The organism is Streptomyces barkulensis (assembly GCF_002843305.1).
GTDB lineage: Bacteria > Actinomycetota > Actinomycetes > Streptomycetales > Streptomycetaceae > Streptomyces > Streptomyces barkulensis.
This window is the reverse complement of sequence record NZ_PGSG01000006.1, coordinates 1-22,619: the sequence shown is the minus strand read 5'-3', so window position 1 is coordinate 22,619 and position 22,619 is coordinate 1. Positions and strand designations below refer to the sequence as shown.

Genomic DNA, 22,619 nt, shown 5'->3' with positions numbered 1-22,619 from the left:
CGTGCGTGCCCCGGCGGGCGTGCGTCACCGGCCGCCGGGGCCGCCCGTGCTGTACGCCCGCCGGGGGACCGTCACCAGCGGATCGCCCTGAAGTCGACCGACCGCTGCCTCAACTCCCCCGTGCGGACGGCGAGTCGCCGCAGCCGCTCCGCCATCTCACCGGCGGGCAGGTGCCGCCGGTCGCCATGGCCGGGCAGCAGCCACTCGAAGCTGATCCGTCCCGCCACCCGCTCCAGGGAGGCGGCCAGCTCCTCGACGGAGTACCAGGTGACGGTGTCGAACACCTCGATGTCGCCCGTGGTGCGCGACCAGTGGAAGCTGTCGCCGGTGAAGCAGTACCGGTCGTCCGCCAGATAGAGCACGCTGCCCTCGGTGTGCCCGGGCAGGGGGTGGGCGACCACGCCGTCGGCGATCTCCACCGGGTCGGTGCCGCGCAGTACGCGGTCGGCGTCGGGGGCGGAGTCGAGGTCGCCCTCGTGGATCCACAGCCGCGCGCCGAAGCCGTCGGCGTACTGGCGGCCGTGCGCGGCGTGGTCGCGGTGGGTGAGCAGCACGTCGGTGACGGGGCCCAGCTTCTCGTAGCGCCTGGCCAGCGACGGGCTCCAGCGCGGGGTGTCCACCATCATCACGGTGCCGTCGGGGCGGCGCAGCAGATAGGAGTTGGCGCCGGCCGTCTGCCGGGAGTTGTGCCCGCACAGGTACACGGCGCCGCCCGGGTCGTCCGGGCCGTCCGTGCCGTCCCCGGCGTCCAGCGGCATCGGGAACGGGTCGGGCACCTCCTCCAGCCGCCCGCCCGGAGGATGGACGGACCGGGTGTGGCAGGCGTGCGCGGCGGCGTGGAGCCGCTCCGCCTCGGCCCGGTCGCACGGCTCGCGCAGCACGACCGAGCGGCCGCCCTCCTCGCCGATCAGACCGGGCGCGAGCTGCCTCGCCACATCGCAGTTCGTGCACCGCTCGTCCACCCGCCAGCCGTCCGCTAACCGCTCCCCGGCCATGTCCGCTCCTCTCCCCGGCGCGCCCGCCCACCGGACGCCCGCCCCAGGGGTATCCCACGCCGTGCGGCCGGGGGAAGGGGGCGAAAGGTCCCGCACGGTCAGCCGCAGTCCGGCCCTCCACGGGATCCGGCGGGAACGGTGCGCGAAACCGGACGCCTGCCGGTTCGTTGGCCTGTACGGGCCGGGCTATGGCCGGAAAACCGGCTTACGGCCGCCGTCGGGCGGAGAAAACCCAAAGGGGGGTTTCCGTCCCTCCGAAGCGAAGGGGGAGTCATGACCATGACATTTATGCCCGGTGAGCGCACCGGGACGGGCCTGGTCCTGGACAGGCCCGAGGACAGGTTTCCGCTGGACCGGGGGACGGCCCCGGACCTGCCGGACCTGACCGCTCTGCGGGGCCCGGCGCCGCTGGCCTTCCGGTTCCTGACCGCCACCACCGGTTCGGGAGGTGTGCTGCCACGGGACATCGCCTACGACGAGGAGACGCAGACCGGCGTCTACCAGGGCCTTCCGCCGGGGGTGTTCATGACCAGGAACCCGCCAAAGACCTTCGGTCCCACCGAGCCCACCGGCGAGATGGACGCGCCGGACGACCCCGGCCCGAGCGACGACTGACGGCCGGTGACCGACGACGGACGGCTCGGGACGACCGCCTCCGGGACGGTCCTGGTGCTGACGGGCCGCTTCGACCCCACCGCGGACCTGGTGGTCGAGGAGCTGAACCGGCGGGCCGTGCCCGTCTTCCGCACCGATGTCGCGGACTTCCCGCTGAGGCTGTCGCTGGCCGCGCGCCTCGGCGGGAGGACCGAGGAGGCCGGTCGGGCCGGAGAGGGCGGGCATGCGGCCGGGAAGGCGTGGAGCGGCACCCTGCGCACCGGGCGCCGGACGCTGGACCTGCGGGACGTGCGCAGCGTCTACTACCGCAGGCCCGCCCGCCCCCGCTTCCCCGACGGGATGTCGCCGGACGCCCGCAGGGTGGCCGAACGGGAGGCCCGGCGGGGCTTCGGCGGGCTGCTGGCGGCGCTGCCGGTGCGGTGGCTGCCGCCCCCGGGCCGGGCGGCCGACGCCGAGTACAAGCCGCTGCAACTGCGCGTCGCGGCCGAGTCCGGGCTGTCCGTGCCGCGCACGCTGATCACCAACGACCCCGGCGTGGCCAGGGAGTTCGGTGAGGAGGCCAGCGGCCGGGTGGTGTTCAAGCCCTTCACCCCCGTGCGCGGCGCCGTCGGCGGGAGGTCGGCGGCCGTCTACACCAGCATCGTCGGCCCCGCGGAACTCGGCCACCCGGACGTCGCCACCACGGCGCACCTGTTCCAGGAATGGGTGCCCAAGGCGTACGAGGTGCGGCTGACGGCCGTCGGCGGGCGGCTGTTCGCCGCCGAGATCCACGCGGACTCGCCGGCCGGACACGTGGACTGGCGCAGCGACTACGACAGCCACAGATACCGGTTGTGCGAGCCGCCGCCCGCCGTCGCGGCCGGAGTGCGCCGGATGATGGACACCCTCGGCCTGCCCTACGGCGCGTTCGACTTCGTCGTCACCCCCGAGGGGCGATGGTGCTTCCTGGAGATCAATCCGAGCGGGCAGTTCGGTTTCGTGGAGCAGGCGACCGGGCTGCCGATCACGGCCGCCGTCGCCGACTGGCTGGAAGGGAAAGAGACGTGAGAGCGCACGGGGGCGGCGAGCACGGGGAACGCGGGGAGCTCGTCGAGGCGCGGGTCGACATGGTGCGGCGGATGGACGAGGGCGGTGTGGTGCTCTCCTCGCGGCTGGCCGAGGTCTTCCTGAACGTGCCGCGCCACCGGTTCGTCCCGGTCTTCTACCGCCGGGACGGCGACCGCTTCCTGCCCTGCCGCCGCGGGGGCGGGGACGCCGGTGGGTGGGCGGCGCGGGTGTACGCGGACGACTCCCTGATCACCGAGGTGGACGGGCTCCACGCGGAGGACGCGGGGGAGCGGGCCGTCACCGGTGTGCCCACCTCCTCCTCGACCGCGCCGAGCCTGATGGCCGACATGCTCGACGCGCTCGACGTCGAGCCGGGCGCGCGGGTGCTGGAGGTCGGCACGGGGACCGGCTACAACGCGGCGCTGCTGTGCCGGCTGGCCGGTACGGAGAACGTGGTGACCGTGGACGTCTCCGAACGCCTCACCGCCGCGGCGCGGGAGCGGCTGGGCGGCCTGGGGATGTCGCCGGTGGTGGAGACGGCCGACGGCGCGGCGGGCGCCCCGGGGCACGCGCCGTTCGACCGGATCATCGCCACCTGCTCGGTACGGCGCGTGCCCGCCGCCTGGACCGACCAGTGCGCGACGGGCGGGATCATGGTGGTCCCGCTCAAGGGGACGCTGGCCGGAGGGGCACTGGCCCGGCTGACCAAGCTCGCGGACGGCACGGCCGCCGGACACCTCCTGCACACCCCGGCGGCCTTCATGCCGCTGCTGTCCGGCCCCCGCCCGGCACCGCCTCCGTCCTGGGCGGAAGGCGGGCGCAGCCGGGAGACGCCGCTGTCCGGCAGCGTGCTGGACGACTGGACGTTCTCCTTCTTCGCCCAGCTCCACCTGGGGCCCGGCATCGAACGCGAACACCACCGCGCCGCCGACGGCACCCACACCACCGTCCTGTACGACCCCGCCGACGGCTCCCGCGCACGGGTGAGCGACCACGGGGACGGGCGCGCCGGCGCGGCGGTCGCCGCCGCCGGACCCCGGGACCTGTGGGCGGTGGTCGAGCGCGCCCACCGGCGCTGGCGGGAGCTGAACCGGCCCCGCCGCGAGTGGTTCACCGTCCGCGTCACACCCCGGGGCCAGACCATGTCCTACACCTCCCCCGCCGGCCGCACCCACACCTGGGAGCTGTGAGCGCCCGGCGCCCCGGCGGAGGGCCGGACACGCCGCGGCCCCCGGCCGCCCCGCAGGAGCGGGGCGGCCGGGGGCCGGTGAGCGAGGCGTCCGGGAGCGGCCTTACGCGCCCTTGGGCTCCTCCAGGCGCGGGAAGAGCGCCGGGCCCTTGGTGACCCGGGTGCCGGCCGGGAGCAGGCCCCAGGCGCCGGCGTCCTGGACGCGCTGGTCGGCCAGGGCGCCCAGCGGGGCCTGCGCGCCGAGGGAGTCCCACAGCAGGCCGGAGGTGCGCGGCATCACCGGGTTGAGCAGGACGGCGCAGGCGCGCAGCGACTCGGCGGCGGTGTAGAGGATCGTCGCCAGCCGCTCCTGGGCCTTGGGCGAGGTGTCCTTGGCGACCTTCCACGGCTCCTGCTCGGTGAGGTAGCCGTTGACCTGCTTGACGAAGTCGAAGACCGCCGCGATGCCGCCCGCGAAGTCCAGCTCCTCGCCGATGCGGCGGTCGGCCTCGGCCACGGCCTTGGCCATGCCGTCGCGGATCGCCTGCTCGGCCTCGCCGTCGGCCTTGGACTCGGGCAGCAGTCCGTCGAAGTACTTGTTCACCATGGCGGCCACGCGCGAGGCGAGGTTGCCGTAGTCGTTGGCCAGCTCGCTGGTGTAGCGGTGGGTGAAGTCCTCCCAGGAGAAGGAGCCGTCCTGGCCGAAGGCGATGGCGCGCAGGAAGTACCAGCGGTAGGCGTCCACGCCGAAGTGTTCGGTGAGCTGCTGCGGCGAGATGCCCGTCAGGTTGGACTTGCTCATCTTCTCGCCGCCGACCATCAGCCAGCCGTTGGCGGCGACCTTCCCCGGCAGCGGCAGGCCCTGCGCCATCAGCATCGCGGGCCAGATCACCGCGTGGAAGCGGAGGATGTCCTTGCCCACCAGGTGGACGTCGGCGGGGAAGGTCTCCTCGAACTTCCTCTGGTCGGAGCCGTAGCCGACGGCGGTGGCGTAGTTCATCAGGGCGTCGATCCACACGTAGATGACGTGCTTGTCGTCCCAGGGGATCTTCACGCCCCAGTCGAAGGTGGAGCGGGAGATCGACAGGTCCTCCAGGCCCTGGCGGACGATGTTGACGACCTCGTTGCGCGCCGACTCGGGCTGGATGAACTCCGGGTGCCTCTCGTAGTGCTCCAGGAGCTTCGGCCCGTACTCGGAGAGCTTGAAGAAGTAGTTCTCCTCCTGGAGCATCTCCACGGGCTTCTTGTGGATCGGGCAGAGCTTCTCGCCCGCCCACTCACCCTCGCCGTCCAGCAGGTCGCCGGGGGACTTGTACTCCTCGCAGCCCACGCAGTACGGGCCCTCGTACTCGCCCTTGTAGATCTCGCCCTTGTCGTACAGGTCCTGCACGAACTCCTGGACGCGGGCGGTGTGCCGCTGCTGCGTGGTGCGGATGAAGTCGTCGTTGGCGATCTCCAGGTGCTCCCAGAGGGGCTTCCACGCCTCCTCCACGAGCTTGTCGCACCACTCCTGCGGGGTGACCCCGTTGGCCTCGGCGGTGCGCATGATCTTCTGACCGTGCTCGTCCGTGCCGGTGAGGTACCACACCTTCTCGCCGCGCTGGCGGTGCCAGCGGGTGAGCACGTCGCCTGCGACGGTCGTGTAGGCGTGGCCCAGGTGCGGAGCGTCGTTGACGTAGTAGATGGGGGTCGTGACGTAGAACGCCTTCGCCCCCTGCTGCTCTTTTCCAGTGGCCGCCATGGGAGAAATCCTAACGGTCCGGGGCCGTGCCGCCGGTCCGGATATCGCCGCGCGCGGGGGCGCCGGGAGGGCCGGGGGAAGGGCGGTGCGGGGGCTGCCGGCACCGGGTGTGCCGGTGCGGCGACCGTACGGATCCGGCCACGGCGGACGCGCCGGCAGGCCGTCGAGCGACCGCCGGACGGCCGCCGGCGGGCCTGCCGATTCCACCGGTCGCATTCACCCTGCGTTTACCGCGCGGTCGCCCCCCGTCGTGCCCGCGCGCCTAGCGTCCGACACGCGTAGACACGGAACATCCGGAGGGGACCATGCGCAAACTGCTGCCGCTGATCGGTTCGCACCCCGGCGGGAGAGCCGCCCTGACCTGCCGCTACCGCTGCGGCGACGCCTGCTTCCACGAGGTGCCCAACACCAGCGGCAACGAGTACGCCGGCGACGTCATCGCCGCCGCCCTCTCCCGCCGCTCGGTGCTGCGCGCCGGCGCCGTCGTCGGCGCCACCGCCGCCGCCGGGGCGGCGGTCGGTATCGGCCAGGCGCCCGAGGCCTCCGCGAAGCCCCCCGTCGTACCGGGCAAGGGCTGGGAGAAGGGGCGCGGCAAGATCCGCGGTGCGGCGCGCGGCCTGCGCTTCGCGCCCGTCGCGCCGAACACCGCCGACGCGGTGACCGTCCCCGAGGGCTACGCGCAGAACGTCGTCATCCGCTGGGGCGACCCGATCCTGCGCGGCGCGCCCGCCTTCGACCCGGAGAAGCAGAGCGCGAAGGCGCAGGCCGGCCAGTTCGGCTACAACAACGACTTCCTCACCCTGCTGCCGCTCAAGGGCGAGCGCGGGCGCCAGGTGCTCTTCGCCAACCACGAGTACACCGACGAGGAACTGATGTTCCCCGGCTACGACGGCGACAACCCCACGCGCGAGCAGGTGGAGATCGCCTGGGCCGCGCACGGCCTGTCCGTCGTCGTGGTGGAGGAGGACCGCCGCACGGGGAAGCTCACGGCCGTCCCCCGCCACCACCTCAACCGCCGCTTCACCACCACCAGCGAGTTCCGCCTCACCGGCCCGGCCGCCGGGTCCGACCTGCTGAAGACCTCCGCGGACCCCACCGGCACCAAGGTGCTGGGCACCCTCAACAACTGCGCCGGCGGCACCACCCCCTGGGGCACGGCGCTGTCGGGCGAGGAGAACTTCAACCAGTACTTCGCAGGCGCCGCCTCCGTCACCGACCCGGAGGTGAAGGCCAGGCTCAGGCGGTACGGCATGAGCGGCGGCGCGTCGGGGCGCAAGTGGGAGCGGTTCGACGACCGCTTCGACCTCACCAAGGAGCCCAACGAGGTCAACCGCTTCGGCTGGGTCGTCGAGGTGGACCCGTACGACCCCGACTCCGTCCCGCGCAAGCGCACCGCGCTCGGCCGCTTCAAGCACGAGGCCGCCCAGCCCCGCCTGACCGCCGACGGCCGCCCGGTCGTCTACATGGGCGACGACGAGCGCTTCGACTACTTCTACAAGTTCGTCTCCTCCAAGCGGATGATGAAGGGCGGCAGCCGCGCCGCCCGCGAGCACAACCTCACGCTGCTGGACGAGGGCACCCTCTACGTCGCCAAGCTGACCGGCGACAGCCCGGCCGCCGAGATCGACGGCAGCGGAAAGCTGCCCTCCGACGGCGAGTTCGACGGCTCCGGCGTGTGGATCCCGCTGGCCACCGGCACCACCTCCCACGTCCCCGGCATGAGCGCCGAGGAGGTCTACGTCCACACCCGGCTGGCCGCCGACAAGGTGGGCGCCACCAAGATGGACCGCCCCGAGGACGTCGAACCCAGCCCGCGCACCGGCCGCGTCTACGTGGCGCTGACCAACAACTCCCGGCGCGGCGTGGACTCCAACCCGGCCGCCGACGAGGCCAACCCGCGCAACGCCAACAAGCACGGCCAGGTGCTGGAACTGGCCGAGCACTGGGACGACCCGGCGGCCGACGGCTTCGCCTGGCGCCTGTTCCTGGTCTGCGGCGACCCGGAGGACCCCGCCACCTACTACGCCGGCTTCCCCAAGGACCAGGTCAGCCCGATCTCCTGCCCGGACAACATCGCCTTCGACTCCTACGGCAACCTGTGGCTGTCCACGGACGGCAACGCGCTGGGTTCCAACGACGGCCTGTTCGGCGTGGCCACGGCGGGCGGACGGCGCGGCGAGGTACGGCAGTTCCTCACCGTGCCGACCGGAGCCGAGACCTGCGGCCCGATCATCCAGGACCGCCGGGTGCTGGTCGCGGTGCAGCACCCGGGCGAGGTGGACGGCGCCAGCTACGAGCAGCCCGCCTCGGCCTGGCCCGACGGGCCGGGGAAGGTCGTCCGGCCGTCGGTCGTCGCCGTCTGGCGCGAGGACGGCCGCGGCATCGGCGCCTGAACGCGATCCGGTAGTGCGGCGGTCCGGTCCGGCCTCCCGGTGCGGGGGGCGGGCCGGACCGCCGATTCTTGACAACTTGACATGTCCTTGTGTGTGCGGGCCGGGGCGGGGAAGGAGGAGGTGAGGAAACCAACCCGAAAGGGTGAAGTCATGGAGATAACCGGCATCATCACCGCGATCGTCATCGGCGTCGTCGTCGGTGTGCTGGGGCGGCTGGTCCTGCCGGGCCGCCAGCGCATCGGCGTCCTGTGGACGATCGTGGTCGGTATCGTCGCCGCCCTGATCGGTACGTTCATCGCGGCCGGCATCGGTGTCGCGGACACCGGCGGTGTCGACTGGATCGAGCTGTTCATCCAGATCGGCCTGGCCGCGGCGGGTGTCGCCGCCGTGGAACGCGCCAAGGTCCGCACCTGACCGGACCTCCTGCCCGCCGGGCTCTCGCGCCGGGCTCCCGCGCCGGGCTCCCGCGCCGGGCGCCCCCGAGCCGCACCGGCCCGGCGGGAGGCGGCCCCCACAGCCGCCCTCCGCCGGGCTCTCGGCTGCCCTGGACCGGTCCCACCCGGTCTCGCGGACAGCCGGGAGGCCGGGGGCGGTGCGTGCCCCGGCCTCCGCCGCCTCCGGTGCGACGGCCCCGCCCGGCTCCGTCCGAACCCGCCGGGCGAGGCCGGCTCCCTCACCCCGGAGCCGGTGTCCGATCGGGCTCAGCCCGTGTGGTGGTCCCGCTGGAGGAGCGCGGCGTGCTCCAGCACGTCCTCCATCGGGTCGTCGATCTGCCCGGTGGAGATCAGCGCGACGGTCGGCCCGTTGTGCGATCCGTGGTGCGTCTCGTCGGCCCACGCCGACCCCGCACTGCCCGGCAGCGCGACCGCCACCACGGCCGCCCCCGCCGCCACCCCGAGCCCGCGCCTCGTCCGACTCCGCCTCACCGTGCTTCTCCTCTCGTCCCTCATCCGCTCACGGCCGTTCGCCGTTCGCCGTTCGCCGTGCATATCTGCCGGTGAGCGGAAAAGTTACGAACGGATTGTGGATCTGTCCTACGGCGTCCCGCGGCGCGCCCCGTCGTGCGCCCCGGGGAGCGCCCGCGCCCGTCCCGGCCGCCCCGGCCCGCACCTGCCGGAGACCGAGTGGGGGTGGGGATGATCCGGTACCAGGCCGGGTCTGCGCTCGTCGCCGGCCCGGCCCCGGGCACGGGCCTACTCGGGGAGGAGTTCGCGGACCCGGGCGCGGAAGGTCCGCCAGCGGCGCTCGTTGCCGTGGACGAGCGCCGCCGACTCGGCCAGCAGATCCGCCGCGCGGTCGAGCAGTTCGGAGGCCGAGTAGAGGTAGGCGGGCGCCGTACGCCCGCCGGCCAGGTCGGAGCGGAGGGCGGCCGGGGAGAAGTCGACGCGGGCCAGCAGCTCCAGGGCCCGGCGCAGCAGCCGCGCGATCAGGGAGAGCAGACCGGCGGCCTGCCAGTCGTCGGCGATGATCCGGTGCCGCTCCCCGGCCAGGTCGGCGAGCGCCGGATGGGCGGTCAGGCTCCCGGCCGTCTCCCACGACCGCTCCATGGCGCCCGACAGCCAGGCGCCGGTCTGCTCGCTGTCGTCGGCGAGCAGGCCGAGGTCGCGCCTGAGCCGCTTCAGCTCGGTCGGCTCCTCCCCGTCCTCCATGAAGAGGACGCCCGTCTCCGCGACGAGCCCGGGGGCGTTCAGGTCCTCCGCGCCGGTGAACGCCAGGCCCTCCGCCGGCTCGCCGGCGCCGACCGTGCTCCACCGGTCGGCGAGCGCCTTCAGCACCCGCGAGTGCGCCTGGAGCCCGGCCGCCTGCCGCAGGGGCGCCTGCGCGTAGAACTCCTCGTGCTCGCGGTGGAACCGCGCGAGGTTGTCGACCATGCGCAGCAGCGGCTCGGGAGGGGAGGGCGGCGCACCGTCCCCGTGCTGGTCGTCGGGCATGCGGGCAGTGTGTACCGGCCCCGCGCGCGGGGCCGGCCGGGCACGCCCGCCGGGGCGGGAGGCGAGGCCCGTTCGGCGCAGCCGGCCCGGAATCCGGGTCCGCCCCTCGCCTCGCGTACAGACGCGGCGGCCCTACCCCGCGGTCCGCCGGCGGCGGATCAGCGCGACGGCGCCGAGGACCCCTCCGACCAGCGTGAGCACCGCCCCGAGCAGCGCGGTGGCGAGCGGGAGCAGCGGCTCGGCGGCGCTTCCGCCGTCCAGCAGCCTGCCGCGCACGGCATCGGCGGAGACCGTGCCCGACCGCCCGTCGGAGAGGCGGAAGCGGGAGTCGTGCGAGTTGGCGCGGTGGTCGCCGAGCAGGAACAGCCGCCCCTCGGGCACCGTCACGTCGAAGCTCGGCCCCGTCCCGCCGACCGGGTCGCCGTCCTTGACGTACGGCTCGGACAGCGGCTCGCCGTCGACGCTCACCCGGTCCCCGGCGCAGCACGTCACCCGGTCGCCGCCGGTGCCGACGACCCGCTTCATCGCGAGTTCCCCGTTCGGGAACCACCGCGGGTCGGCGAAGAGGACCACATCCCCGGCGCGCACCTCGTCCCCGTCGATCCGCTCGGCGGCTATCCGCTCGCCCTGCCGGTACGTCGGCGACATCGAGTCGGCGGCCTGGACGGTGACGATGTAGCCGGCGCGGAGCCAGACGGCGCCCGCCACCACCGTGCCCAGCCCCACGACCAGCAGGACCAGGGCGGCGCGCCCGGCCGTCCACCGCCTCGCTCCCCGTCCGGCTCCCCGCCCGTCCGTGTCCCGCACCGCGTCTCCCGCCGTCGTCCTCCGGGGTACCGGTAGAGGTTAGACGAGCAGGTCCAATCCCCCGTGCCCGGCCACCGGCCCGGGACATCGGACTCGCTCGTCTAGGGTGCGTCCTGTCGTGAGGGAGCCGGGCGGCACGGGCCAGCGTGATGGGCGGGTATGCGACCAGCGGACGAACCACAGGGCCGGGACGCGCGGGAGCGCGCGTTCGACGCCTTCTACGCTTCGAGCGTCAGCCGGCTCATCGGCCAGTTGTACGCCATGACGGGCGACCTCGCCGAGGCGCAGGACGTGGTCCAGGAAGCCTTCGTGCGGGCCTGGGAACGCTGGAGTGAGCTGGATATGGACAGTGCCCCCGAGGCGTGGGTGCGCAAGGTGGCCTGGCGGCTGGCGGTCAGCCGGTGGCGGCGGATGCGCACCGCGCTGGCCTTCGCCCGTCGGCAGGGCCCGCCCGCCGCGGTGCCGCCGCCGGATCCGCACCACGTGCTGCTGGTCCAGGCGTTGCGGCGGATACCCGAGGCGCAGCGGCGTGCGGTGGTGCTCCACCATCTGTGCGACCTGACGGTCGACCAGGTGGCCGCCGAGACCGAATGCCCCGTGGGCACGGTCAAGGCGCGGCTGAGCCGGGGACGGACGGCGCTGGCGCGGTTGCTGGCCGACACCGAGCTGGATCCGCGGACGACCGGGTTTTCGGAGGTGCGACATGGCTGACCGGTTGGAAGACCACCTCGCCGACCTCGCCGAGTCGGGCCGGCGGTACGTGGCGCCGCTGGCCGCGGAGCGGATCCGGGCACGCGGTGAGCGGCGCCTGCGCCGCAGGCGGGCGGCCGCGGTGTCCGGCGGCGCGCTGCTGAGCGCGGCGCTGGTCCTGGGAGGACTGTCGCTCGCCTCGGCCCCCCGGGAGCCGGCGGCGCCCGCCGGCCTCCCGACGCCTACCGCCTCGCCGTTCGTGCCGCCCACGCCCGCGCCGGGCGAGGAGTACGCCGGCGAACTGGGCTACGTGTACGGCGCGGTGGCGGAGGGGGACGGCACGGTGCGGGTCACCGTCGAGCGGCTCCGGGCCACCCGGGGGACCGTGGAGCCCACCGGGGTGGTCCACACGCTGGTCCTGCCGGGGAGAACACCGGTGGAGGCACGGCGGCTCACCGGTGGTGAGCCCGCGGACGTGGAGCTGGGCAGGCTGGTGGAACCGCTGGCCGACGGGCCCCGGTGGGTGTTCGTCATCGACTACGACAGCGCGGGCCGGGTGCAGTCGCTGCGGGAGGCGTTCTGGCTCACCGGGTGAGCGCGGCAGGCCGTCCGGTGCCGGAAGCGCCCGCCCCGGACGGGGGAGCCCGGTCCCCCGGTGGGGTTCCGGAAGGGGCCGCCGGTGAAAAGACGGATCCGGACGCAACCCTCCGGGTGGGGTGGCGCGTAGAGGTCGTGTATCCGGACCACACCTGCCCCCAGGGGGAATTGACCATGCGTTTCTCACACCGCCGGACCTCCGTGCACTGCCTCGCCGCCCTCGCGCTCGGCGTCGCGGCCCTGACCGGCTGCGGCGGCGCGGACGACGGGCGGAAGTCCGCAGCCGAGCCGTCGGCGATGCCCTCCGCCTCGTCCGCCCCGGCCGCCCCGTCCTCCCCGGCCGGGGAGGAGGCCTCGACCACCGGGCCGACCACCGGGCCGGGCGCGGGGTCGGCCCCGGACGGCACTCCGGTGCCGACCGAGGCGGCCCCCTGGGCGGGCACCAAGCAGTTCGTGCAGATCGAGGACGCCTGGACCGACGACGGACGGACCTACCTGTCGGTGCGGCCGGCCCGGAAGAAGGCCATGACGCAGCCGCACGAGGCATGGGTGGTCGTTCCGGGCGAGGGCCCCTACACCACGGTGCCCATGGCCGAGGACGCCCGGGTGCTGCTGTCGGCACCGCTCGGCGACGGCAAGAAGGCCTCGTCGTACTCGCAGGCCGAGTTCGTCAGCCGGCTGAAGGCCCAGCCGTCCCGGACCCGCCCGCTCGGCTATGACCTGAGTTTCGACGGAGAGGGCCGGGTGACCAGGGTGCAGTCGCTGTACAACTCCTGACCGGTGCGCCGCTCCCGCTCGGCGACGGCACCCCGTGCCCGGTCGCCGGCCCGTACGCCGGCACCGTCGGCGGGTACGGCCCGTCCCGGCGCTCACGGCCGCCGGCCCGTGCGCCGGGCCGTACGCCGGCCCGTACGCGGAGCCCGCCCCGGCCCGCCGATCGCCGGGGCCAGCACGGCGGCGACCGCGCACAGCGCGCCGGAGACGATCCAGGCCGCGTCGTAGGAGCCCAGGGCGTCGCGCAGGGCGCCGCCGGCGAACGCCATCACCCCGGCGCCGAGTTGATGGAAGGCGAGCGTCCAGCCGAAGACGATCGCACCGCCTCCCTCCCCGTAGATCCCGCGGACGGCCGTCAGGGCGATCGTCGGCGGGACGGTGGCCACGTCGAGCAGCCCGAAGAAGACCACGAAGACGATCAGCGGCCAGTGGGCCTCGGGCCCCAGGAGGGAGGGCAGGAGCAGCAGTGAGACCCCGCGCATCCCGTAGTACAGCGCCAGCAGCAGGCGCGGGTCGTGGCGGTCGGTGAGCCAGCCGGAGACGACCGTGCCCGCCACGTTGAAGACCCCGATGAGCGCCAGCAGCGAGGCCGCGACGGTGGGCGGCATCCCGTGGTCGTGGGCGGCGGGCACGAAACCGCTCCACATGATCCCGTTGGTGGACGCGCCGCAGACGGCGAAGGTGCCCGCGCCCATGACGGCCGGCGCGGCCACGGCGGCGACCCACCAGGCCCGGTGCACGCGGCCTTTCCGCCCATGGGCGGCGGGCGGGGCCTGGCCGGTACGGCCGGTACGGGCGTCCTCGGTGCCGGTGGTGCGGATCGTGTGCGTCATGCCCCCGATGCTGTTCGAGCCGTTCAGGCCGAACGAGTGGCCCGATGGCCGGCATCTGAAAGGATCTGGCCATGGAGGTCTTCACGCACCCGGAACGGCACCGGGTGGCGGTCCTGGTCCGCCACGGGGTGCTGCCGATGGAACTGGGCCTGGTCCACCAACTGTTCCGCGCCGCCGAGTCGGCCACCGGCGCACCGCTGTACGAGGTCGTGACCTGCGCGACCGAGCCCGGCACGGTCCGCACCGACGCCGACTTCCCCGTCCTGGTCGGGCACGGCCCGCGGGCGCTGGCCGAGGCCGGGACGGTGATCGTCCCGGCCAGCCACGAGGAGGACGGGACGTACCCCGGCGGGCGGCTGCCCGCCCCGCTCACCGGCGCCCTCGCCCGCATCCGGCCGGGCACCCGGATCGCCTCGGTCTGCACCGGCGCCTTCGTCCTGGCCGCCGCCGGGCTCCTCGACGGCCGCCGGGCCACCACCCACTGGAAGTCCGCCGAGCACTTCCGGCGGCTCCACCCGGCCGTACGGCTCGACCCCAACGTCCTCTACACCGACGAGGGCGACGTGCTCACCTCCGCCGGCGAGGCCGCCGGGATCGACCTGTGCCTGCACATGATCCGCCGCGACCACGGCGCGGCCGTCGCCAACCGGGCGGCCCGCAGCACGGTCGTACCGCCGCACCGCGACGGCGGGCAGGCCCAGTACATCCCCCGGCCCGTCGCCGAGCCGCGCCACTCCTCCACCGGCGCGGCCCGCGCCTGGGCGCTGGAGCACCTGGACCGGCCCATCACGCTGGCCGAACTGGCGGCGCGCGAGTCGATGAGCGTGCGAACCTTCACCCGCCGCTTCAGGGAGGAGGCGGGCGTCACCGCCGTCCAGTGGCTGAACCGGCAGCGCATCGAGCGGGCCCGGCAACTGCTGGAGGAGACCGACCTGTCCGTCGACCGGGTCGCCGCCGGCACCGGCTTCGGCACGGCCGCCTCGCTGCGCCAGCACATGCAGCGCGCCCTCGGCGTCACCCCCACCGGCTACCGGGCCACCTTCCGCGGCCCCGCCACCCGCCCGGCCGGGGTGTGACCGGACTTGTCGGCGGCTTCCTCCGGGATGACCGCAAGGAGAATCTGCGAGGCCAAGGGGCGGAATTCGACATTCCGCGCCCGGTGATGTTGGCGGGATTCCGTCCGGCGCTCTCGTAGGGCGACTCCTCGATGTGCTGCACTGGCTGTCGGTTTCCGGGGGGAGGCGGGGTAGCGATGCGCCTGATGACGGCCGTGCGGTTGGGAACGTCCGTCGTCTCGGGTGTGCTGATCGGCCTGTGGGTGAATCTCTTCACCGACCAGCTCTCGGAGGACGGCTACTTGACCGCGTCGATAGGGTTGGGGTGGGGCAATTTCCCGCTGTTCCTCGGGATTGCCTCCCTGGCGGTCGGTGAGGGCTTCGTGCGGAGGCAGCGGATGCTGGAGCGGGACGATTTCGTGCAGCGCTACGAGCTGCTGCGGCAGCGGCAGCGGAGAATCCTGGAAAGCACCCTGCGGATCATGTGCGAGCTCGTCTCCAGAACTCTGGAGGTCACCTGCAACGCTCGTTACTTCGTGGCCGAGCGGGACGAGGACGGTCGCCGCTATCTCCGGCAGGACCGCGATCTGGCGGTGCTGAACATCAGCATGCCACGTGAGTACGGGTTCACCCGCATCTACGTCGACACCCCTCATATCGTGAGCGGCCAGGCGTACCGGGAGCGCGTTCCGCTTTACCAGGAGCTTCCGGTGGATCACAGCAACCTGTACGACCCGGACGTGAGTCGAATGATCGAGCCGCAGCAGAGGTGGGTGCTGGCATGTCCGGTACTCCGGCTCGACGCGGCCACCAACAGCCACGTCCACGGCCGGACGCCGCACGGCGTCATCGTCTTCTACGGCACCGAGGTGCCCTCCGGCCCCGATGTCGCCGACCGTGTCCGGGCCAGCCTCGACTACACACAGCAGTTCGCCGAACAGATGTCGCACATTCTCAACATGCTGGAGCTTTCTACCGCATCGGAGATGGCCGGTGAAGGGGATACCGCAGGAGCTGCCTAGATCGGTCTGCTTACGGGTGACGCGCAGATGCAATGTCGCCTGCGCTTTCTGCCAGGCGCCGCCCACCAGCAGAAGTGAACTGTCCGTGCGGGAGATCGGTGAGATCTCCCGCTTTTTCGCGTCCGGTGGCGCCCGGTCGGCGAAACTAGCGGGAGGTGAGCCGACGGTTCGGGAGGACCTGCCCGAGATCATCGCCGCGGTCGCCGGCGCCGGTCTCAGGCCCGTGGTCACCACCAACGGCTTCGCCGTGCCCGCCCGCACCCTGGATGCCTGCGCGGAGTACGCGGATGAATTCAAGTTCAGTATCCACCGGCCGTCCGCAGAAAACGACCGGGTGCTGCGCCGTAAATCTTTCGACGATATCGATAGAAACCTCGCCGAGGTGGTGCGCAGAGAAATCGGATTATCGATTAATTCAGTGGTTGTTCCGGGTGGCCTGAACCTCATGGAGGAAATGGCAGGTTTCGCTTGTGGGCGAGGTGCGCGAAAGATAAGTTTCATACCCGTGGTGTCCCGGGGGCGCGCCAACGGAAAGCAGGAGTTCTCGTTCCGTTCCGAGGAGCTGTCCGAAGTGCTCCGCCGTGTGCGGGATTTGGCGCAGACGTACCAGGGGCGTATGGATGTTCGCTGCATCGACATCAGATCCCGGGATTACTGGATCGTGGAGAACGACGGGTCGCTGTGGATCGAGCGAGCCACCGAGGACGCCGATGTGCGTATCTGCGGAAAGGAATCCTTGATGTCCACCTGTAACACGCGCCCTCTGGAGGCGGGATGACGGACCGGGAGCTCGACGCGGGGATGCTGAGGTGCCTGCGGCTGGCCCATGAGGCGGCGCTCTCCGGGAACTACGGGCTGGGGGCGGTGGTGATCCGGGACGGCGCCGTCCTCGGGGAGTCGGGCAGTGGACTCGTCCAGGGCCACGACCCGACCGCGCACCCGGAGGTGCAGGCCATCCGCCGGGCTGCCGAACGGGTCGGCTCCCGCTACCTCGCCGGCGCCTTCCTGCTGACGACGCTGGAGCCGTGCCCGATGTGCACCGCCGCCGCGATCTGGGCCAAGATGCGCGGCATCGCCTTCGGCGCCACCCAGGAGGACGCCCGGAGCTGGGCCTCCGAGCACCCCGACGAGACGTTCACCTGGCGGCAGATCGACCTCCGGGCCCGCGACGTGGTCCGGGCCGGGCACCCGCGGCTGGAGGTGCGTGAGGGGGTCCGCCGGGACGAATGCCTGGAACTCTTCCCCCTCACGGCCCGGAACGCCGCCCGGCAGGCCCCGGTGGGCGGTGCGGCGGGGCGCCGCTGAGGCGGATGGTCCCAGGCGTATGGGAGCGGCCCGCCCCGGGTGGGGCGGGCCGTGGTGCACGGGTGCCGGGGTGTGCCGGTCAGCTCGGCCAGTAGGACCAGCTGGAGCAGCCCTTGTGGTCCTCGCAGACCCGGAACTGCTTGATGCGGGAGCTGTAACGCGCCCACGGACCCCAGTTGCCGTCCGCGCCGTTGCCGTCCCACTGGGAGACGTGGGCGCCGTTGGCCAGGTAGGCGTCGGCGTAGACGCCGTTGCCGTCGCGCTCGCCGTCGTAGGCGCGCATCGCGTAGGCGGTCGCCTGGGCGGCGTCGCTGCCGTGGTAGCGCGTCACGGTCGCCGACGCGGATGTGGCGGTGGTCAGGGCCAGCAGGATCGCGCCGCCGAGCACGGCGGCCGTACGTGCGACTCTCCTCGTCGTCCCGGTCGTCCCGGTCGTCCTGGTCATGTTTCCCCCTTGCGGTCGCTTGCGGTCACTTGCGGTCGGTGTGGTGCGCACGGGCCGGGCGGCCCGCTCCTCCAAGTCTGGGAAGGAGATGTGTCGACTTCTCGCTTTTGGCGGCGAACAATGCGAAAGGGGCATCGGGGGAACGCAGTTGCGGACGCCGCCGGAGGGCCGGCTATGCGCGGGCGCAGTCGCGGCAGGCGCGGGCGGAGGACGCCACCACGGTGTGGAGCACGGCGGCGAGGGCGCCCGCGAGCGCGACCACCGGCCAGTTTCCCGACAGGGGGGAGGACGCGGCGAGGGTGAGCGCGGACACGCCCAGGCAGACGCCGGCCGTCGTGCCGGCCCAGGCGGTCGCCCGGGGAAGCCGGTGCGGTGTGGGCAGCCGCCGGACGAGGGGGCCGGTGGCGGCCAGCGCGGTCGCCGCGAGCAGCGCGGCGACGGCCGCGAACCCGGCCAGGGGGAACGCCAGCAGGCGGGTGGCCATGGGTAGTTGACCGCCGTGCCCGGTGGCCAGGAACAGGTACCAGCAGACGGTCAGCAGCGGGGCGGCGAGGGTGACGGTCCGGGCGGTGTGACGGACCTGGGCGACGGTCAGCTCCCGCTGGCAGGACGGCGCCACCTCCGCCACGGTGCCGAACTCCCGCACGGCCCGCCGGACGGCGAGATCGCGGGGCAGCCCCTCGGCGGCGTACGCGGCCACCGTCTCGGCGAGGCCGTCGCGCACCTCCGCCACCAGCCGGGCCCTTGCGCGGGCCGGGCCGCACAGGGCGGACGCCAGGACCTCGGCGTACTCGTCGGCGTACTCGTCGGCGTACGTCCCGGTGGGGCCGGTCCGCCGTCCCGGGCCGCTCATCCGGCGTGCCCGGGGTGCGGGGCGGGGTCCAGGACGGAGCCGATCGCCGCCGTGAACGCCTGCCAGGCCGACCGCTCCTCGGCCAGCGCGCGCCGCCCGGCGTCGGTGAGCTCGTAGCGGCGCCGCTTCCGCTCGCCGGTGGAGTCCCAGCTGCTGCGCAGCAGTCCGGTGCGCTCCAGGCGGTTGAGTGCGGGGTAGACCGTGCCGGTGCGCAGTTCGAGCGCGCCCGCGCTGCGCCGCTGTACGGCGGTGATGATCGCGTACCCGTGCAGCGGTCCCGGCTCCAGCACGGCCAGCAGCAGTCCGTCCAGATGTCCGCGTACGGCGTCGGTCTTCATGAGTAGGCAGCCTACACAACATAGGTATAGGCGTGCTATGTATTGGCAGCCAATATATCCGCTGTCGGGGTGAGGGGACCGCGGTGACCAAGGTGCTGTCCGTCCACGTCCCGGCGGGGATCGTGGTGATCGGGCCGATCACCGTCGCCGCCTCCCCCTTCCCGCACCACGCGCGGCAGGCCGCCGCTCCGGCCGCCGCCCCGCCCCCGACATCCGGCATCCAGGAGGGATGACATGACGGACCCCTACGAGGAACTGCCCCTGCCGCGCACCGAGCTTGCGCTGGAGGCCCTTCACCACGCGAAGCGGACCGAGCACCCGGCGATCTTCAACCACAGCCTGAGGACCTACCTCCACGGGCGCGCCTTCGGCGAGCGGCGCGGCCTGCTGCCCGGCCGCGACTACGACGACGAACTGCTGTTCCTGGGCTGCGTCCTGCACGACGCCGGGCTCACCCCGGAAGGCGACGGCGACCAGACCTTCGACCTCGACGGCGCCGACCTGGCCGCCCGCTTCCTCACCGAGCGCGGGATGCCGGCCGACCGGGTCGAGATCGTCTGGGACGCGATCGCCCTCCACCTCCACCACGACCTCGCGATGCGCAAGCGCCCGGAGATCGCCCTGGTGACGGCGGGGGCCGCGCTGGACCTCGGCATCGACGACCCGCACACCCTCCCGCCCGGCCACGCCGAACGCGTCCACGCCGCACTGCCCCGTCTGCACGCGGCGGCCGCCCTCCACGACGCGATCGTCGGCCAGGCCCTCGCCAAACCGCACAAGGCCCCGCCGTTCAGCCTGCCCGGCGAACTCGTCCGACAGGCGACGGGCGTGGCCTGGCCCACCTGGGAGGAACTGGACCGGACCGCCGGGTGGAGCGACTACGACGGCTACCGGCCGGAGAGCTGAGCACGGACCGCCCGCCTGTTCCTGTGCCCTCAGCGCCGGTGAGCCGCCGATGTAACCTCAAACCGGTGCGAACGGTACGAACGGAACTCCTCCGATCAGTTCCGCCGCGTCGGGCAGCGGCTCCGGTGCACGCCGCAGGGCCACAGGAGAAGGGGGCAGCCTTGACGCTCTCCACGGGCAACCGGATCGGCCTGGCCGGAGCGGCGGTGGTCGGGGTCGCCTTCGGCATGGCCCGGTACGCCTACGGTCTGACGCTGCCCGACATCCGGCAGGACCTGGAACTCTCCGAACTCGTACTCGGCCTCGTCGCCAGCGCCACGTTCGCCGGCTACCTGGCCGGCCTGGTGCTCGCGGGGCCGCTCGCCGCCCGCCGCGGCTCACGTGCGCCGACGACCGTGGGCGGGGCCTGCGGCGCGGCGGGCGCGGTGACCGTGACCTTCGCTCAGTCCTCCTGGCTGCTCGCCGTCGGCGCAGTCCTGGCCGGCAGCGCGGGCGGCTGGGTCTGGGCGCCCTACTCCGACATCGTGACGCGCACGGTGTCCCCGCGGCAGCGGCCCAGAGCGCTGGCGATCATCACGACCGGCACCAGCGGCGGACTGGTGGTGCTGGGCGGTCTGGCCGCCCTCGCCGCGCTGGGGGCGTGGCGCCTGGTCTGGGGCGGCATCGCCCTCGCCGCCGTGGCCGCCGCCGCGGTGAACCTGCGCCTGGTGCCGCGGACCGGGCCGGTCCCACGCCCGGACGGACGGCAGGGGTTCCCCGCACTCGCGAGGGCGCTGAAGATCCCGGCCGCCTACTCCGCCGTCTACTTCGCGGTCGTCATCGTCTACTTCACCTATGCCGCCGACGTCCTCTCCGGCGGTTTCCCGGAGGCGGCCGTCCCGGCGCTCTACGTGGTCGTCGGCACCACCGGCATGGTGGGCGTGGCGACCGGGACCTTCGCGCGGCGACTGGGCAGCCCCAGGGTCGCGGCGCTGTGTCTGGTGACGGTGGCCGTGGCGCTGGCGCTCCTCGGACTGGCCGGCGACTCCCCGGCCGCGACGGCGGCCTCGGCGTGCGTCTTCGGCGCGGGGTACATGACCGGGTCGGCGGTGCTGGCGGTCTGGACCGCCGAGCTGGTGCCCGACCGCGCGAGCGCGGCGTTCACCGGCTGCCTGGTCGTGGGGGCCGTCAGCTCGGTCGCGGCACCGGCCCTCGCCGGTGCGGTGATCCCCGGCCTGGGACTGGGGGCGCTGCTCGTCCTCACCGCGGCGGTGTCACTGATCGGAGGGGTGGTGCTGATGCTGCACGGGGCGTCGGACAGGGGAACCGCCGCGGAAACCGGACGGTGACCGCGGAGCCACGCCGCCGTCGACGCACACACCCCGCACCGTGAAGGTTCCGCCCGCGGTGCCGGACTCCGTTCCCACGCCGCCGTGTCCCGCAGCGGCTCCTGCGGCGAGGTCAGCCGGGCGAGGAGGGACGCCCGGTCCCGGCCTGCGGGGCCACCAGCGTACGAAGTGCGAACGGCAGGGCCGCGCAGACGGCCAGAAGCACGCACACCAGAATCCAGATGCCCGGCTCCCGGTCGATGGACAGGGCGATCGCGCTGCCGGCGAGCGCGCCCACGGGCAGGCCGAGCGCGGGCCGCCAGTCCTGCGTGCGTTCGACCAGGACGGTGCCCGGGAACAGGGTCAGGAACCCGCCGAAGACCAGGAGCATGTTCCTGCCGTCGTGCTCCCGCTTTCCCGGTTCCGTGTCGCAGTACCGTTCACCCGCCGAGCAGTCGGCGGCGTCGATCCAGTCCGCGATCCCCCAGCTCAGTGAGCTGCCCCGAGTTTCGTAGAGTCCGCGATCGTGTGATCAAGCGGTCTGCGGGACTTCCTCCAGGTACGCCCAGTACGTCTGCTCGTACTCGTCGGGCGGCACGTAGCCCAGGGCGGAGTGGAGTCGTTCACCGTTGTACCACGCGACCCACTGGAAGACGGCCCGCTCGACCTGGTCGAAGTCCCGCCATGGCCCCTGATGTTCGATCAGTTCGGCTTTGAACGTGCCGTTGAGGGCCTCGGCCATCGCGTTGTCATAACTGTCCGCGACGGACCCGACCGACGCCGAGGCACCGACCTCGGCGAGACGTTCCGTGTACCGAATGGATACGTACTGCGACCCGCGGTCGCTGTGATGGATGAGATCGGCGTCCTTCTTGATCCTCTGCCGCCACAGCGCCATCTCCAGTGCGTCCAGCGGCAGGTCCGTGCGCAGGTGCGTGGCGGCCTGCCAGCCCACGATCCGGCGTGAGTACGCGTCCAGGACGAACGCGACGTAGACCCACCCCGACCAGGTGCGGATGTAGGTCAGGTCCGCCAGCCACAGCTGGTTGGGCCGCTCGGCGGTGAAACGGCGGTTGACCAGGTCCGGCGGGCGCGGCGCGGCCGGCTCGGGGACCGTGGTGCGGCGGCGCTGCCCGCGGATGACGCCCTCGATGCCGAGCTCGCCCATCAGCCGCTCGACCGTGCAGCGGGCCACCGTGTGTCCGGCGCGGACCAGGGCGCGGGTGACGCGGCGTGCGCCGTAGGTGCGCCCGGAGTCCTCCCACGCGGCTGTGACCAGCGGGATCAGTTCTTCGTCGCGCAGGCGTCGGGCCGACTTCGGCCGCGTCTTGCGCGCGAAGTACGTCGACGGCGACACATCCAGCACCCGGCAGACGGGATCGACCCCGAGGCCCTTGTCGCGCAGGTGGTCGATCACCTGCTCGGCCTCGTCCGGGGACGGTCGATCTCCTGGGCAAAAAACACCGAGGCGGCCTTCAGGATCTCGTTGGCCCGCCTCAACTCGGCGTTCTCCTTGCGGAGTTCCTTCAACTCGTCGCGCTCGGCGGTCGTCAGCCGGTCGTCACGCTCGCCGGCGTCCGCCTCGGCCTGGCGGACCCAGGACCGCAGGGCTTCCTTGTGGATGCCGAGGTCGCGGGCGACGTGGGCCACAGGGCGGCCGGTCGCGCGGACCTCGCGCACCGCCCGCTCACGCAGCTCATCGGGGTACTTACGGGGTGCTGGCATTGCTCGTGGTTCTCCTTACGCCTGGAAGCGTAACCCAGGCTTGAGGGACTCCACGAAGATCAGTACAGCTCA

The 22,619-nt window shown here is 73.2% G+C and carries 26 protein-coding genes; 15 read left to right on the top strand and 11 right to left on the bottom strand.

Features of this window, described 5'->3' with window-relative positions:
• Window positions 1–71: 71 nt before the first annotated feature.
• Complete coding sequence (locus CUT83_RS00495; RefSeq protein ID WP_101253895.1) at window positions 72–995, bottom strand: MBL fold metallo-hydrolase; 924 nt, start codon at window positions 993–995, stop codon at window positions 72–74.
• A gap of 273 nt (window positions 996–1,268) precedes the next feature.
• On the opposite strand from CUT83_RS00495, the gene CUT83_RS00490 reads away from it, so the two are divergent.
• The 3 genes from CUT83_RS00490 to CUT83_RS00480 are packed head-to-tail and all read left to right on the top strand — an operon-like array spanning window position 1,269 to window position 3,847.
• Window positions 1,269–1,610: a hypothetical protein gene (locus tag CUT83_RS00490; RefSeq protein WP_240958109.1), complete on the top strand. Its 342-nt coding sequence runs from the start codon at window positions 1,269–1,271 to the stop codon at window positions 1,608–1,610.
• A gap of 6 nt (window positions 1,611–1,616) precedes the next feature.
• Window positions 1,617–2,657, top strand: a complete 1,041-nt coding sequence (gene tgmB, locus CUT83_RS00485) for an ATP-grasp ribosomal peptide maturase (RefSeq protein ID WP_101253894.1) — start codon at window positions 1,617–1,619, stop codon at window positions 2,655–2,657.
• Window positions 2,654–3,847: a methyltransferase domain-containing protein gene (locus CUT83_RS00480; protein ID WP_241524757.1), complete on the top strand. Its 1,194-nt coding sequence runs from the start codon at window positions 2,654–2,656 to the stop codon at window positions 3,845–3,847. The genes tgmB and CUT83_RS00480 overlap by 4 nt, the downstream gene beginning before the upstream one ends.
• Before the next feature lie 102 nt (window positions 3,848–3,949).
• Here the strand turns inward: CUT83_RS00480 and metG are convergent, their stop codons facing one another.
• The gene (metG, locus tag CUT83_RS00475; protein ID WP_101253893.1) at window positions 3,950–5,566 is read right to left on the bottom strand and encodes a methionine--tRNA ligase; all 1,617 of its coding nucleotides are present in this window, start codon (window positions 5,564–5,566) and stop codon (window positions 3,950–3,952) included.
• Between the two features lie 305 nt (window positions 5,567–5,871).
• Between metG and CUT83_RS00470 the strand changes: the two genes are divergently transcribed.
• Together CUT83_RS00470 and CUT83_RS00465 are read left to right on the top strand one after the other, a co-directional pair.
• Complete coding sequence (locus tag CUT83_RS00470) at window positions 5,872–7,959, top strand: PhoX family protein (protein WP_101253892.1); 2,088 nt, start codon at window positions 5,872–5,874, stop codon at window positions 7,957–7,959.
• 150 nt (window positions 7,960–8,109) lie between these two features.
• Complete coding sequence (locus CUT83_RS00465; RefSeq protein WP_101253891.1) at window positions 8,110–8,373, top strand: GlsB/YeaQ/YmgE family stress response membrane protein; 264 nt, start codon at window positions 8,110–8,112, stop codon at window positions 8,371–8,373.
• Window positions 8,374–8,660: 287 nt separating this feature from the next.
• Here the strand turns inward: CUT83_RS00465 and CUT83_RS00460 are convergent, their stop codons facing one another.
• The 3 genes from CUT83_RS00460 to lepB all read right to left on the bottom strand — a co-directional run bounded on the left by CUT83_RS00460 (window position 8,661) and on the right by lepB (window position 10,697).
• Window positions 8,661–8,909, bottom strand: coding sequence for a hypothetical protein (locus CUT83_RS00460; RefSeq protein ID WP_240958113.1), 249 nt, complete (start codon window positions 8,907–8,909; stop codon window positions 8,661–8,663).
• 243 nt (window positions 8,910–9,152) lie between these two features.
• Window positions 9,153–9,890, bottom strand: coding sequence for a hypothetical protein (locus tag CUT83_RS00455; RefSeq protein ID WP_101253889.1), 738 nt, complete (start codon window positions 9,888–9,890; stop codon window positions 9,153–9,155).
• Window positions 9,891–10,022: 132 nt separating this feature from the next.
• Window positions 10,023–10,697, bottom strand: a complete 675-nt coding sequence (gene lepB / locus CUT83_RS00450; RefSeq protein ID WP_240958114.1) for a signal peptidase I — start codon at window positions 10,695–10,697, stop codon at window positions 10,023–10,025.
• A 159-nt stretch (window positions 10,698–10,856) separates the two neighbouring features.
• On the opposite strand from lepB, the gene CUT83_RS00445 reads away from it, so the two are divergent.
• The 3 genes from CUT83_RS00445 (at window position 10,857) to CUT83_RS00435 (ending at window position 12,761) form a co-directional block, all read left to right on the top strand.
• Window positions 10,857–11,408 carry a SigE family RNA polymerase sigma factor gene (locus CUT83_RS00445; protein ID WP_101253888.1) on the top strand — a complete coding sequence of 184 codons (552 nt, stop codon included), beginning with the start codon at window positions 10,857–10,859 and terminating at the stop codon, window positions 11,406–11,408.
• Window positions 11,401–11,982: a hypothetical protein gene (locus tag CUT83_RS00440; RefSeq protein WP_101253887.1), complete on the top strand. Its 582-nt coding sequence runs from the start codon at window positions 11,401–11,403 to the stop codon at window positions 11,980–11,982. Before CUT83_RS00445 ends, CUT83_RS00440 begins: the two co-directional genes overlap by 8 nt.
• 176 nt (window positions 11,983–12,158) lie before the next feature.
• A complete protein-coding gene (locus CUT83_RS00435; protein ID WP_101253886.1) occupies window positions 12,159–12,761 on the top strand; it encodes a hypothetical protein in 603 nt (200 codons plus the stop codon).
• A 92-nt stretch (window positions 12,762–12,853) separates the two neighbouring features.
• On the opposite strand, the gene CUT83_RS00430 is transcribed toward CUT83_RS00435, so the two are convergent.
• Window positions 12,854–13,591, bottom strand: a complete 738-nt coding sequence (locus CUT83_RS00430; protein ID WP_101253885.1) for an MFS transporter — start codon at window positions 13,589–13,591, stop codon at window positions 12,854–12,856.
• Window positions 13,592–13,662: 71 nt separating this feature from the next.
• Between CUT83_RS00430 and CUT83_RS00425 the strand changes: the two genes are divergently transcribed.
• The 4 genes from CUT83_RS00425 to CUT83_RS00415 all read left to right on the top strand — a co-directional run bounded on the left by CUT83_RS00425 (window position 13,663) and on the right by CUT83_RS00415 (window position 16,973).
• A complete protein-coding gene (locus tag CUT83_RS00425; RefSeq protein WP_101253884.1) occupies window positions 13,663–14,667 on the top strand; it encodes a GlxA family transcriptional regulator in 1,005 nt (334 codons plus the stop codon).
• A gap of 176 nt (window positions 14,668–14,843) precedes the next feature.
• Window positions 14,844–15,668 carry a hypothetical protein gene (locus tag CUT83_RS29955; protein ID WP_158238947.1) on the top strand — a complete coding sequence of 275 codons (825 nt, stop codon included), beginning with the start codon at window positions 14,844–14,846 and terminating at the stop codon, window positions 15,666–15,668.
• Window positions 15,640–16,446 carry a radical SAM protein gene (locus CUT83_RS00420; protein WP_241524756.1) on the top strand — a complete coding sequence of 269 codons (807 nt, stop codon included), beginning with the start codon at window positions 15,640–15,642 and terminating at the stop codon, window positions 16,444–16,446. Before CUT83_RS29955 ends, CUT83_RS00420 begins: the two co-directional genes overlap by 29 nt.
• The gene (locus CUT83_RS00415; protein ID WP_101253882.1) at window positions 16,443–16,973 is read left to right on the top strand and encodes a nucleoside deaminase; all 531 of its coding nucleotides are present in this window, start codon (window positions 16,443–16,445) and stop codon (window positions 16,971–16,973) included. The genes CUT83_RS00420 and CUT83_RS00415 overlap by 4 nt, the downstream gene beginning before the upstream one ends.
• Window positions 16,974–17,052: 79 nt before the next feature.
• Here CUT83_RS00415 and CUT83_RS00410 read toward each other — a convergent pair whose 3' ends face one another.
• The 3 genes from CUT83_RS00410 to CUT83_RS00400 form a co-directional block, all read right to left on the bottom strand.
• Window positions 17,053–17,418 carry a hypothetical protein gene (locus CUT83_RS00410; protein ID WP_143688450.1) on the bottom strand — a complete coding sequence of 122 codons (366 nt, stop codon included), beginning with the start codon at window positions 17,416–17,418 and terminating at the stop codon, window positions 17,053–17,055.
• A 172-nt stretch (window positions 17,419–17,590) separates the two neighbouring features.
• Window positions 17,591–18,271: a permease prefix domain 1-containing protein gene (locus CUT83_RS00405; RefSeq protein ID WP_101253880.1), complete on the bottom strand. Its 681-nt coding sequence runs from the start codon at window positions 18,269–18,271 to the stop codon at window positions 17,591–17,593.
• Window positions 18,268–18,609, bottom strand: a complete 342-nt coding sequence (locus CUT83_RS00400; RefSeq protein ID WP_101253879.1) for a PadR family transcriptional regulator — start codon at window positions 18,607–18,609, stop codon at window positions 18,268–18,270. The genes CUT83_RS00405 and CUT83_RS00400 overlap by 4 nt, the downstream gene beginning before the upstream one ends.
• A gap of 83 nt (window positions 18,610–18,692) precedes the next feature.
• On the opposite strand from CUT83_RS00400, the gene CUT83_RS29950 reads away from it, so the two are divergent.
• The 3 genes from CUT83_RS29950 to CUT83_RS00390 all read left to right on the top strand — a co-directional run bounded on the left by CUT83_RS29950 (window position 18,693) and on the right by CUT83_RS00390 (window position 20,843).
• Window positions 18,693–18,842, top strand: a complete 150-nt coding sequence (locus CUT83_RS29950) for a hypothetical protein (RefSeq protein WP_158238945.1) — start codon at window positions 18,693–18,695, stop codon at window positions 18,840–18,842.
• 1 nt (window position 18,843) lies between these two features.
• Window positions 18,844–19,515 (top strand): HD domain-containing protein, encoded by a 672-nt coding sequence (locus CUT83_RS00395; protein WP_101253878.1) that lies wholly within the window; start codon window positions 18,844–18,846, stop codon window positions 19,513–19,515.
• A 161-nt stretch (window positions 19,516–19,676) separates the two neighbouring features.
• Complete coding sequence (locus CUT83_RS00390) at window positions 19,677–20,843, top strand: MFS transporter (protein ID WP_101253877.1); 1,167 nt, start codon at window positions 19,677–19,679, stop codon at window positions 20,841–20,843.
• Window positions 20,844–20,955: 112 nt separating this feature from the next.
• Here CUT83_RS00390 and CUT83_RS00385 read toward each other — a convergent pair whose 3' ends face one another.
• Window positions 20,956–21,213: a hypothetical protein gene (locus CUT83_RS00385; RefSeq protein ID WP_101253876.1), complete on the bottom strand. Its 258-nt coding sequence runs from the start codon at window positions 21,211–21,213 to the stop codon at window positions 20,956–20,958.
• 141 nt (window positions 21,214–21,354) lie between these two features.
• Window positions 21,355–22,547, bottom strand: a protein-coding gene (locus tag CUT83_RS00380; RefSeq protein ID WP_101253822.1) for an IS3 family transposase whose coding sequence is annotated in 2 segments (ribosomal slippage) — window positions 21,355–22,283 and window positions 22,283–22,547 — 1,194 coding nt in all. Because the reading frame shifts where the segments join, the coding sequence is not laid out codon by codon here.
• Window positions 22,548–22,619: the final 72 nt, after the last annotated feature.

Excerpts from the sequence above, each read along its gene's own strand:
- CUT83_RS00465 (WP_101253891.1), top strand. The coding sequence starts at position 8,110 with ATGGAGATAACCGGCATCATCACCGCGATCGTCATCGGCGTCGTCGTC.
- CUT83_RS00445 (WP_101253888.1), top strand. The coding sequence starts at position 10,857 with ATGCGACCAGCGGACGAACCACAGGGCCGGGACGCGCGGGAGCGCGCG.
- metG (WP_101253893.1), bottom strand. The coding sequence starts at position 5,566 with ATGGCGGCCACTGGAAAAGAGCAGCAGGGGGCGAAGGCGTTCTACGTC.
- CUT83_RS00400 (WP_101253879.1), bottom strand. The coding sequence starts at position 18,609 with ATGAAGACCGACGCCGTACGCGGACATCTGGACGGACTGCTGCTGGCC.
- CUT83_RS00425 (WP_101253884.1), top strand. The coding sequence starts at position 13,663 with ATGGAGGTCTTCACGCACCCGGAACGGCACCGGGTGGCGGTCCTGGTC.
- CUT83_RS00455 (WP_101253889.1), bottom strand. The coding sequence starts at position 9,890 with ATGCCCGACGACCAGCACGGGGACGGTGCGCCGCCCTCCCCTCCCGAG.
- CUT83_RS00460 (WP_240958113.1), bottom strand. The coding sequence starts at position 8,909 with ATGAGGGACGAGAGGAGAAGCACGGTGAGGCGGAGTCGGACGAGGCGC.
- CUT83_RS29955 (WP_158238947.1), top strand. The coding sequence starts at position 14,844 with ATGCGCCTGATGACGGCCGTGCGGTTGGGAACGTCCGTCGTCTCGGGT.
- CUT83_RS00490 (WP_240958109.1), top strand. The coding sequence starts at position 1,269 with ATGACCATGACATTTATGCCCGGTGAGCGCACCGGGACGGGCCTGGTC.
- CUT83_RS00430 (WP_101253885.1), bottom strand. The coding sequence starts at position 13,591 with ATGACGCACACGATCCGCACCACCGGCACCGAGGACGCCCGTACCGGC.
- CUT83_RS00435 (WP_101253886.1), top strand. The coding sequence starts at position 12,159 with ATGCGTTTCTCACACCGCCGGACCTCCGTGCACTGCCTCGCCGCCCTC.
- CUT83_RS00405 (WP_101253880.1), bottom strand. The coding sequence starts at position 18,271 with ATGAGCGGCCCGGGACGGCGGACCGGCCCCACCGGGACGTACGCCGAC.
- CUT83_RS00495 (WP_101253895.1), bottom strand. The coding sequence starts at position 995 with ATGGCCGGGGAGCGGTTAGCGGACGGCTGGCGGGTGGACGAGCGGTGC.
- CUT83_RS00385 (WP_101253876.1), bottom strand. The coding sequence starts at position 21,213 with ATGCTCCTGGTCTTCGGCGGGTTCCTGACCCTGTTCCCGGGCACCGTC.
- CUT83_RS00440 (WP_101253887.1), top strand. The coding sequence starts at position 11,401 with ATGGCTGACCGGTTGGAAGACCACCTCGCCGACCTCGCCGAGTCGGGC.
- CUT83_RS00470 (WP_101253892.1), top strand. The coding sequence starts at position 5,872 with ATGCGCAAACTGCTGCCGCTGATCGGTTCGCACCCCGGCGGGAGAGCC.
- CUT83_RS00415 (WP_101253882.1), top strand. The coding sequence starts at position 16,443 with ATGACGGACCGGGAGCTCGACGCGGGGATGCTGAGGTGCCTGCGGCTG.
- CUT83_RS00410 (WP_143688450.1), bottom strand. The coding sequence starts at position 17,418 with ATGACCAGGACGACCGGGACGACCGGGACGACGAGGAGAGTCGCACGT.
- CUT83_RS00395 (WP_101253878.1), top strand. The coding sequence starts at position 18,844 with ATGACGGACCCCTACGAGGAACTGCCCCTGCCGCGCACCGAGCTTGCG.